The following is an 8,454-nucleotide window of genomic DNA, read 5'->3' on the forward strand; positions in this document are numbered from 1 at the left end:
TTGGGTTACCTTTATTGGCGAAGCAAAAAAGGTAACTAGCCGCCGGGCTACCCCCGGCAACCGAGCATCATCGAAGACAAAACAGAATTCGCTATCGGCAAACTTTAGCGAGACATCTCTGGATTCCCGTCTTGACGGGAATGACAAGTGATCCAGTACCCCATCTGCATCGAAATCCAGCCATACCAAAACCGAAAATATTCGTCATCGCGTTTTCGCGCCTGTCAAGACTGGCGCAATCGTCTGGATTGCGTATCATCTAGCGCTCGCTTCCCTCATTCCTGATTACCCATGCTGCCTTCGATAGAACAACGTCTTGCCCTTGAACTTGCCGCCAAACCGATACAGGTTGCCGCCGCCATCGCCCTGCTCGATGAAGGCGCCACCGTGCCTTTCATCTCGCGTTACCGCAAGGAAGCCACCGGCGGCCTCGACGACATCCAGCTGCGCCTGCTGGAAGAACGCCTGCGCTACCTGCGCGAACTGGAAGACCGGCGCGCCGCCATCGTCGCCTCGATAGAAGAACAAAAGAAGATGACGCCGGCCTTGCTGGACGCGATCATGCATGCGGAAGACAAGACGCGGCTGGAAGACTTGTACCTGCCGTACAAGCAGAAGCGCCGCACCAAGGCGCAAATCGCCGCCGAAGCAGGCTTGACGCCGCTCGCCGATGCGCTGCTGGCAGATCCGACGCTGAACCCGGAACTAGAGGCCGCCAGCTATCTGAAGCCGGCCTTCACGGTGGATGGCATAGACAATCCGGGCGTGGCCGATACCAAGGCGGCGCTCGACGGCGCGCGCCAGATCTTGATGGAACGCTTTGCCGAAGATGCCACGCTGCTGCAAGCCTTGCGCATCTATCTGACCGAACACGGGATCGTCGAATCGAAAGTGGTGGAAGGCAAGGAAGACGCCGGCGCTAAATTCTCCGATTATTTCGATTACTCGGAAACCATAGACACGATCCCGTCGCACCGTGCACTGGCGATGTTCCGCGGCCGCCGCGAAGAAATGCTGAACGTGAACCTGCGCCTCGATACTGAAGAAGAAAAGCCGAAATGGGGTGCGCCGCTCAATCCCTGCGAGGGCCGCATTGCCGCGCGCTTCGGCATCAGCAACCAGGGACGCCCGGCCGACAAATGGCTGGCCGACACGGTGCGCTGGACCTGGCGCGTGAAAATCTTCATGCACCTGGAAACCGAGTTGATGACCCAGCTGCGCGAAAAAGCCGAAGTCGAGGCGATCAATGTGTTCGCCCTCAACCTGAAGGCCCTGTTGCTGGCCGCACCTGCCGGCCCGCGCGCGACGATGGGGCTGGACCCCGGCTTGCGCACCGGCGTCAAGGTGGCGGTAGTCGACGCCACCGGCAAGGTGGTCGATACGGCCACCATCTATCCGCATCAGCCGCGCAACGACTGGGATGGCTCGCTGCATGTGCTCGCGCAACTGGCAGAAAAGCATCAAGTCGCGCTGATCTCGATCGGCAACGGCACTGCATCGCGCGAAACCGACAAGCTGGCGCAGGACTTGATCAAGCTGCGCCCTGAACTGAAGCTGACCAAGATCGTCGTCTCCGAAGCCGGCGCATCGGTGTATTCAGCTTCCGAATTCGCCTCGCGTGAATTGCCGGACATGGATGTGTCGATACGCGGTGCGGTCTCGATTGCGCGCCGCCTGCAAGATCCATTGGCGGAACTGGTCAAGATCGATCCGAAATCTATCGGCGTCGGCCAGTATCAGCACGATGTCGGCCAGACCCAGCTGGCGCGCTCGCTCGATGCAGTGGTCGAGGATTGCGTGAACGCGGTCGGCGTCGACGTCAACACCGCATCGGCCCCGCTGCTGGCGCGCGTCTCCGGCTTGAGCAGCAGCGTTGCGCAAAGCATAGTCAGTTATCGCGATACCAAAGGCGTCTTTACATCACGCGAAGCGTTGCGCGCAGTACCCCGGCTGGGCGACAAGACTTTCGAGCAGGCGGCCGGCTTTTTGCGCGTGATGTCGGGCGACAATCCGCTGGACGCCTCTGCAGTCCATCCGGAATCGTATCCGCTGGTAGAAAAAATCCTCGCCGACATCAAGAAGGATGTCAAAAGCATCATCGGCGATGAAAAAGTGCTGAAGTCCCTGAATCCGGCCAAATATGCAGATGACAAGTTCGGCATCCCGACCATCACCGACATCCTGAAGGAACTGGAAAAACCAGGCCGCGATCCGCGCCCGGAATTCACCACCGCGACCTTCAAGGATGGTGTCGAAGAGATCCGGGATTTGCGGCCCGACATGATCCTGGAAGGCGTGGTCACCAATGTTGCGGCCTTCGGCGCCTTTGTCGATATCGGCGTGCATCAGGATGGCCTGGTGCATATTTCCGCGCTGTCGAATACCTTCGTCAAGGATCCGCATACGGTGGTCAAGGCGGGGCAAGTGGTGAAAGTGAAAGTGCTGGAAATCGATGAAAAGCGCAAACGCATAGCACTGACGATGCGCCTGTCCGATGCCGCACCGGTGGCCGGCAGCAAGCCAGAGCAAAAAGGCGACCGCAATGACAGCAAACGCCTGTCGCAACACCAGAACCAGCAGACACGGCAGGCAGATGCGGGTGGCGCGATGGCAGCCGCCTTTGCCAAACTAAAAGGATAGTCAGCAAGACCGCCCGGTTTTTCCTATAATGGCAGCAATTAACTACAGTGAGGCAGCGATGAGCGACGACGTACAAACCTGGATCAAAGAAACCGTAACCCAAAACCCGGTCGTGTTATTCATGAAAGGCACTGCGCAATTTCCGCAATGTGGCTTTTCCGGCAAGGCAATTGCATTGCTCAAGGAAAGCGGTGTGCAGGATATCGTTACCGTCAACGTGCTTGACGATGCCGAAGTCCGTCAGGGCATCAAGGATTACTCGCAATGGCCGACTGTTCCGCAGTTGTTCGTCAAGGGCGAATTCATCGGCGGCTCCGACATCATGAACGAGATGTTTGAATCCGGCGAACTGCAAGCATTGCTGAAAGCCTGAAGTGACAGCGTCGGCTGACGCTGCACTGGCTGCGCCGCGCCGGAAGCGATTGATCATTGCAATCACTGGCGCAACCGGCGTCGTCTACGCTACCCGCCTGCTGCAAGCCTTGCGCGCGCAGCAGGTGGAAACACATCTGCTGATCTCCGAAGCCGGCGTGCTGAACCTGCATCAGGAGCTCGACATGAGCCGCAAGGATGTCGAAGCGCTGGCCGATGTCGTCCACAATGTGCGCGATGTAGGCGCAGCGATCGCCAGCGGCTCGTTTCAATCCGACGGCATGATCGTCACACCCTGCTCGATGAAGACGCTGGCCGCGATCGCACACGGCCTGTCCGACAACCTGATCACGCGCGCCGCCGATGTGGTCTTGAAAGAACGCCGCCGCCTGGTATTGATGGTGCGCGAAACGCCGTTCAACCTGGCCCATCTGCGCAACATGACGGCCGTGACTGAAATGGGCGGCATCATCTTCCCGCCCCTGCCGGGCTTTTATCACAGGCCGGCATCGATAGCCGAAATGGTCGACCACACGGTCGGCCGGGTACTGGATTTATTTGATATCTCGCACGACATGACGCCGCGCTGGAACGGCTTGAAACCCTGATTTCACAGGACAACAGGTGCGTCATCACGGGGCACGCACAGTGCGCTGACTTTGCTCCAGCCTGCCTGTTGCCGAAACTGTTTCTAGGTGCTTATGGATCTCAATGAGAATGTGCTGATAGGCTTCGCAGTGGCGCTAGGCAGCGGCCTGCTGATCGGCATCGATCGCGAGCGCCGCAAGGCGCGCGAGCCAAACCGGGAGCTGGCTGGCGTGCGCACCTTCACGCTGGCCGCACTGGCCGGGGCACTGGCGCAGGCGCTCGCGCAACCCTGGCTGGTATTCATGGGCGCGCTGCTGGTACTGCTGCTGAGCGCCATTTCATATTGGCGCGAGCGCTCGCAAGATCCCGGCGTCACCACGGAAATCGCGCTATTTGTCACCTATCTGCTGGGCGTCGCGGCCATTCCCTATCCTGCGCTATCGGCCGGCATCGCCGTCATCGTGGCCGGCTTGCTGGTGGCGCGCAACAGCTTGCACCGCTTCTCGATAGAGTTACTGTCGGCAAACGAACTGCGCGATGCGCTGGTGCTGGCGGGTGCGGCGCTGGTGGTACTGCCGCTGGTGCCCAACCTTTCGATTGCATGGCTGGCCGGCGCCAATCCGCGCCGGATATGGAGCCTGGTGGTGCTGATGATGGCGCTGCAATCGGCGGGCTACATTGCGCTGCGCATAGGTGGTGCGCGGCTTGGTTATTCGCTCTCGGGACTGGCCTCCGGCTTCATTTCCAGTACTGCGACGATTGCATCGATGGGCGTGAAGGCGCGCCAGCAACCCGAACTGCTCAATGCCTGCGTATCCGGTGCGCTGTTTTCCAGCGTCGCCACGATACCGCAGATATTTCTGGTGGCAGCAACCATCCATCCGGCCTCGCTTGCCACCCTCGCCCCGGCCCTGCTGGCAGGATGGCTATGCTCGCTCATCGTTGCCGGCATCAGCGTGCTCGCACATCGCAAGACTGATGGCGTGCCTGCGGCCAGCGGGCATGCCTTCAGCCTGCTGTATGCGCTGGGCTTTGCCCTGCTGCTGACTATCGTGACGGGTGCGGTCTCTGTCGCCAACAGCTACTTCGGCCATACTGCGGTCGGCATAGGCGCCACCCTGGCAGGTTTTGCCGATGCCCATAGTGCCGCAACCTCGGTACTGTCGCTGGGCGCCAGCGGCCAGCTGAGCCCGGCGCAGATACTGTGGGCGGTGCTGTTGGGGTTTTCCAGCAATGTGATCAGCAAACTGATAGCTGCTGCCTTTTCCGGCGGCTGGGCCTTTGCGGTCAGGGTCGGTGCCGGCTCTGTCGCGGTGCTGGCGGCAGTCTGGCTGACGTACTGGTTCATGCCGCTTTGAAGAACCACCAGCCTGATCTTCTGCACTTCCATTCCAGAAAATAAAAAAGGGTTGCAAGCCTGAGCTTGCAACCCTTTGATACTGATACTGGTGCCGACTGCCGGTTTCGAACTGGCCACCTGATGATTACAAATCAACTGCTCTACCAAATGAGCTAAGTCGGCGAAACTTTTTCGCAGCGCGTATTCTACGCTATTTAATGCGGGTAAGTGTAGGGCGACCGCCTTTTTTTGGTGGTTCCGGCGCATCATCCGAACCATCGCCTGCATCCTGCGCGCTCTTCTGCACAGTCGGCACTGAAGTCAATGCCGGTCCTGAGGTAAATGTAGCCGCTTGATCGGCAGGTGAAAAATCTTCCGCCTGCACATCTGCCGTTTGTTGATCAGCCGACTTGCTGCTCGCCTCGAATGCCATGCCCTGCCCGTTTTCACGCGCATAGATGGCGACCACGTTATCAACAGGAACCGAGATATCGCGCGAGACACCGCCAAAGCGCGCACTGAAGCGTATCAAGTCATTTTCCATCTTCAAGCCGCTGGTGGCGCTGAAGCTGATGTTGAGCACGATTTCGCCATTCTTGACGAACTCCATCGGCACCCGCGTGCCGCCGTCAACGACTGCAGCCATATACGGTGTGTAGCCATTGTCGGTGCACCATTCGTAAATGGCGCGCAACAGATAAGGTTTGGTGGATGTTTCAGACATGATGATCGCTTCCATACAGGCGAAAAGTGTGACATGAATTCCAGTTCATGTCGTTGAATGAAAGGCAATAGAACAATCAGCCTGCACTCAACGACATGGGGTTCATGCCGCAGCTTTTTAGCGGCGCATGACCTTTTCAGATGGCGTCAATGCTTCGATATAGGCCGGACGCGAAAAGATGCGTTCGGCGTATTTCATCAGCGGTGCAGCAGTTTTCGACAGTTCGATGCCGTAGTGATCCAGACGCCACAGCAATGGTGCAATGGCGACATCCAGCATCGAGAATTCATCGCCCAGCATGTACTTGTTCTTCAGGAACAGTGGTGCCAGTGTCGTCAGGCGGTCGCGGATTTCATTGCGCGCTTTTTCCTGCGCTTTTTCGCCGCTGCGGCCCTTGTCGTTTTCCAGCACGTGCACGTGGACGAACAATTCTTTTTCAAAATTGAACAGCATCAGACGTGCGCGCGCGCGCATCAATGGGTCAGCCGGCATCAATTGCGGATGCGGGAAGCGCTCATCGATGTATTCATTGATGATGTTGGATTCATACAGGATCAAATCGCGCTCAACCAGGATAGGCACCTGGCCGTACGGGTTCATCGTCGAAATGTCTTCCGGCTTGTTGAACAAATCCACGTCGCGCACTTCGAAGTCCATGCCTTTTTCAAACAGGACCAGGCGGCAACGTTGGGAAAATGGGCAAGTCGTGCCCGAATAGAGAACCATCATTTTTATAGTTCCTTAGAAACAAAAGGGTGAGACGCAGTACGGCTCACCCCAAAACAAATGCCCGCAGATTGCGGGCAAAAAATTTACTTGACGTCTTTCCAGAAGGAAGCGTTCAAGCGCCAGGCGATTACCATGAATACACCCAGGAACATCAATACCCAGACGCCGAGGCGTTTGCGGGTATTTTGTGCCGGCTCTGCCATCCAGGTCATGAACGACACCAGATCAGCGATTGATTTATCGTATTCGAGTGTGGTCAATTTGCCTGGCGTCACTTGCTCGAAACCGACAAATTTATGCACTACCTTGCTGGCATCATGCGGGTCTTTTTCTTCGACATACTTGGCTGTACGCTCACCCTGCAATTCCCACAACACGTGCGGCATGCCGACGTTAGGGAAAGTCATATTGTTCCAGCCGGTCGCGCGCGTATCGTCTTTATAGTAAGTACGCAGATACGTGTAAAGCCAGTCCGGTCCCGAGCCTGCGCCCGAAGCCTTGGCACGTGCAATCACCGACAGATCCGGTGGTGCTGCGCCAAACCATTCTTTCGCATCTTTCGGCGCCATCGCTATCGTCATCATGCTGCCGACCTTGTCCGACGTGAAGAGCAGATTGTTCTTGATCTGTTCTTCGGTCAAACCGAGGTCCTGCAGCTTGTTGTAGCGCAATGCCGATGCAGAGTGGCAGCTAAGGCAGTAATTCACAAAAAGTCTTGCCCCGTTTTGCAACGCTGCGAGGTCCTTGGTGTGGTCAGGCGCATGATCCAGCGGAAACTCACCGCCGGAGGCCAGCACCAGCCCTGGCAAAAGCGCCAGGGTAGCAATCAGTTTTTTCAGCAATTTCATGATTCTTTTATCCCTTTGCGGCTTAGTGCGGATGGAAAACAACGCGATCCGGCACAGGCTTGAATGTTCCCATCGCACTCCACCACGGCATCAGCAAGAAGAAACCGAAGTAGATGAAGGTACCAATCTGCGAAACTGCAGTACCGATCGGAGTGGGAGCTTGCACACCAAGATAGCCGAGGACAACGAAGTTAATACCAAAGACGAGGTAGACCCATTTATGCCAGCTTGGGCGATAACGAATCGACTTGACCGGCGAGATATCAAACCATGGCAAACCAAACATGATCATGACCGATACGCCCATCAACACCACGCCCCAGAATTTCGCGTCGAGGATAAACATCAGTGCAATCGCCACCAGACCGATCACCGCAGCAGCAGCTTTGAACGTGCTGGCCAGACGGGTTTTCAGTATGACCAGGGCGACGTATGCAGCCACACCCGCTGCCAGCCAGACCATGAAGTCTGAAGTAACCGCACGCAGTATCGAGTAGAAAGGCGTGAAGTACCAGACCGGCGCAATGTGCGGCGGCGTTTTCAGCGGATCAGCTGGAACGAAGTTGTTGTACTCGAGGAAGTAACCACCCATTTCCGGCGCAAAGAACACAACACTCGTGAACACTGCAAGGAAAATGGTCACCATGAAAATATCATGCACCGAGTAGTAAGGATGGAATGGAATGCCGTCGAGCGGAACGCCTTTTTCATCCAGCTTTTCCTTGATTTCAATACCGTCCGGATTGTTCGAGCCCACTTCGTGCAACGCAATGATGTGCGCGACAACCAGGCCGATCAATACCAGTGGAATTGCAACCACGTGGAAAGCAAAGAAACGGTTCAATGTTGCGTCCGAGACGACGTAATCGCCACGTATCCACAGCGACAGGTCAGGACCAATGAAAGGGATAGCGCCAAACAGGTTAACAATAACCTGCGCACCCCAGTACGACATCTGGCCCCATGGCAGCAAATAGCCGAAGAACGCTTCAGCCATCAGGCACAGGAAGATGCCGACACCGAACAGCCAGACCAATTCACGTGGCTTGCGGTACGAACCGTACAGCAGGCCGCGCAACATGTGGATATAGACGACGATGAAGAAGGCCGAAGCGCCGGTCGAGTGCATGTAGCGCACCAGCCAGCCCCAGGATACGTCACGCATGATGTACTCAACCGAAGCAAACGCAAGCGTAGCGTCCGGTTTGTAATGC

At 56.9% G+C, this 8,454-nt stretch carries 8 protein-coding genes and 1 tRNA gene; 4 read left to right on the top strand and 5 right to left on the bottom strand.

Going from position 1 to position 8,454, the window contains the following annotated elements:
- Window positions 1-291 precede the first annotated feature (291 nt).
- The 4 genes from Q7T06_RS04720 (at window position 292) to Q7T06_RS04735 (ending at window position 4,958) form a co-directional block, all read left to right on the top strand.
- Window positions 292-2,640 carry a Tex family protein gene (locus Q7T06_RS04720; protein WP_304781042.1) on the top strand — a complete coding sequence of 783 codons (2,349 nt, stop codon included), beginning with the start codon at window positions 292-294 and terminating at the stop codon, window positions 2,638-2,640.
- Between the two features lie 58 nt (window positions 2,641-2,698).
- Complete coding sequence (gene grxD / locus Q7T06_RS04725; protein ID WP_304781045.1) at window positions 2,699-3,013, top strand: Grx4 family monothiol glutaredoxin; 315 nt, start codon at window positions 2,699-2,701, stop codon at window positions 3,011-3,013.
- Window position 3,014: 1 nt separating this feature from the next.
- Window positions 3,015-3,620 (top strand): UbiX family flavin prenyltransferase, encoded by a 606-nt coding sequence (locus Q7T06_RS04730; protein ID WP_304781047.1) that lies wholly within the window; start codon window positions 3,015-3,017, stop codon window positions 3,618-3,620.
- Window positions 3,621-3,713: 93 nt separating this feature from the next.
- Window positions 3,714-4,958, top strand: a complete 1,245-nt coding sequence (locus Q7T06_RS04735; RefSeq protein WP_304781050.1) for a DUF4010 domain-containing protein — start codon at window positions 3,714-3,716, stop codon at window positions 4,956-4,958.
- Window positions 4,959-5,046: 88 nt separating this feature from the next.
- Here the strand turns inward: Q7T06_RS04735 and Q7T06_RS04740 are convergent.
- The 5 genes from Q7T06_RS04740 to Q7T06_RS04760 all read right to left on the bottom strand — a co-directional run.
- A tRNA-Thr gene (locus Q7T06_RS04740) sits at window positions 5,047-5,122 on the bottom strand.
- A gap of 28 nt (window positions 5,123-5,150) precedes the next feature.
- The gene (locus Q7T06_RS04745) at window positions 5,151-5,663 is read right to left on the bottom strand and encodes a ClpXP protease specificity-enhancing factor (protein ID WP_304781053.1); all 513 of its coding nucleotides are present in this window, start codon (window positions 5,661-5,663) and stop codon (window positions 5,151-5,153) included.
- Between the two features lie 117 nt (window positions 5,664-5,780).
- Window positions 5,781-6,392: a glutathione S-transferase N-terminal domain-containing protein gene (locus Q7T06_RS04750; protein ID WP_304781056.1), complete on the bottom strand. Its 612-nt coding sequence runs from the start codon at window positions 6,390-6,392 to the stop codon at window positions 5,781-5,783.
- A gap of 83 nt (window positions 6,393-6,475) precedes the next feature.
- Window positions 6,476-7,240, bottom strand: coding sequence for a cytochrome c1 (locus Q7T06_RS04755; protein WP_304781058.1), 765 nt, complete (start codon window positions 7,238-7,240; stop codon window positions 6,476-6,478).
- A 22-nt stretch (window positions 7,241-7,262) separates the two neighbouring features.
- Window positions 7,263-8,454, bottom strand: a 1,192-nt coding sequence (locus tag Q7T06_RS04760; RefSeq protein WP_304781061.1) for a cytochrome bc complex cytochrome b subunit, incomplete at its 5' end; no start/stop codon positions are given.

Origin of the sequence: Herminiimonas sp., from assembly GCF_030645555.1 — a bacterium.
Lineage (GTDB): Bacteria > Pseudomonadota > Gammaproteobacteria > Burkholderiales > Burkholderiaceae_D > Oxalicibacterium.

Excerpts from the sequence above, each read along its gene's own strand:
- Q7T06_RS04720 (WP_304781042.1), top strand. The coding sequence starts at position 292 with ATGCTGCCTTCGATAGAACAACGTCTTGCCCTTGAACTTGCCGCCAAA.
- grxD (WP_304781045.1), top strand. The coding sequence starts at position 2,699 with ATGAGCGACGACGTACAAACCTGGATCAAAGAAACCGTAACCCAAAAC.
- Q7T06_RS04735 (WP_304781050.1), top strand. The coding sequence starts at position 3,714 with ATGGATCTCAATGAGAATGTGCTGATAGGCTTCGCAGTGGCGCTAGGC.
- Q7T06_RS04745 (WP_304781053.1), bottom strand. The coding sequence starts at position 5,663 with ATGTCTGAAACATCCACCAAACCTTATCTGTTGCGCGCCATTTACGAA.
- Q7T06_RS04750 (WP_304781056.1), bottom strand. The coding sequence starts at position 6,392 with ATGATGGTTCTCTATTCGGGCACGACTTGCCCATTTTCCCAACGTTGC.
- Q7T06_RS04755 (WP_304781058.1), bottom strand. The coding sequence starts at position 7,240 with ATGAAATTGCTGAAAAAACTGATTGCTACCCTGGCGCTTTTGCCAGGG.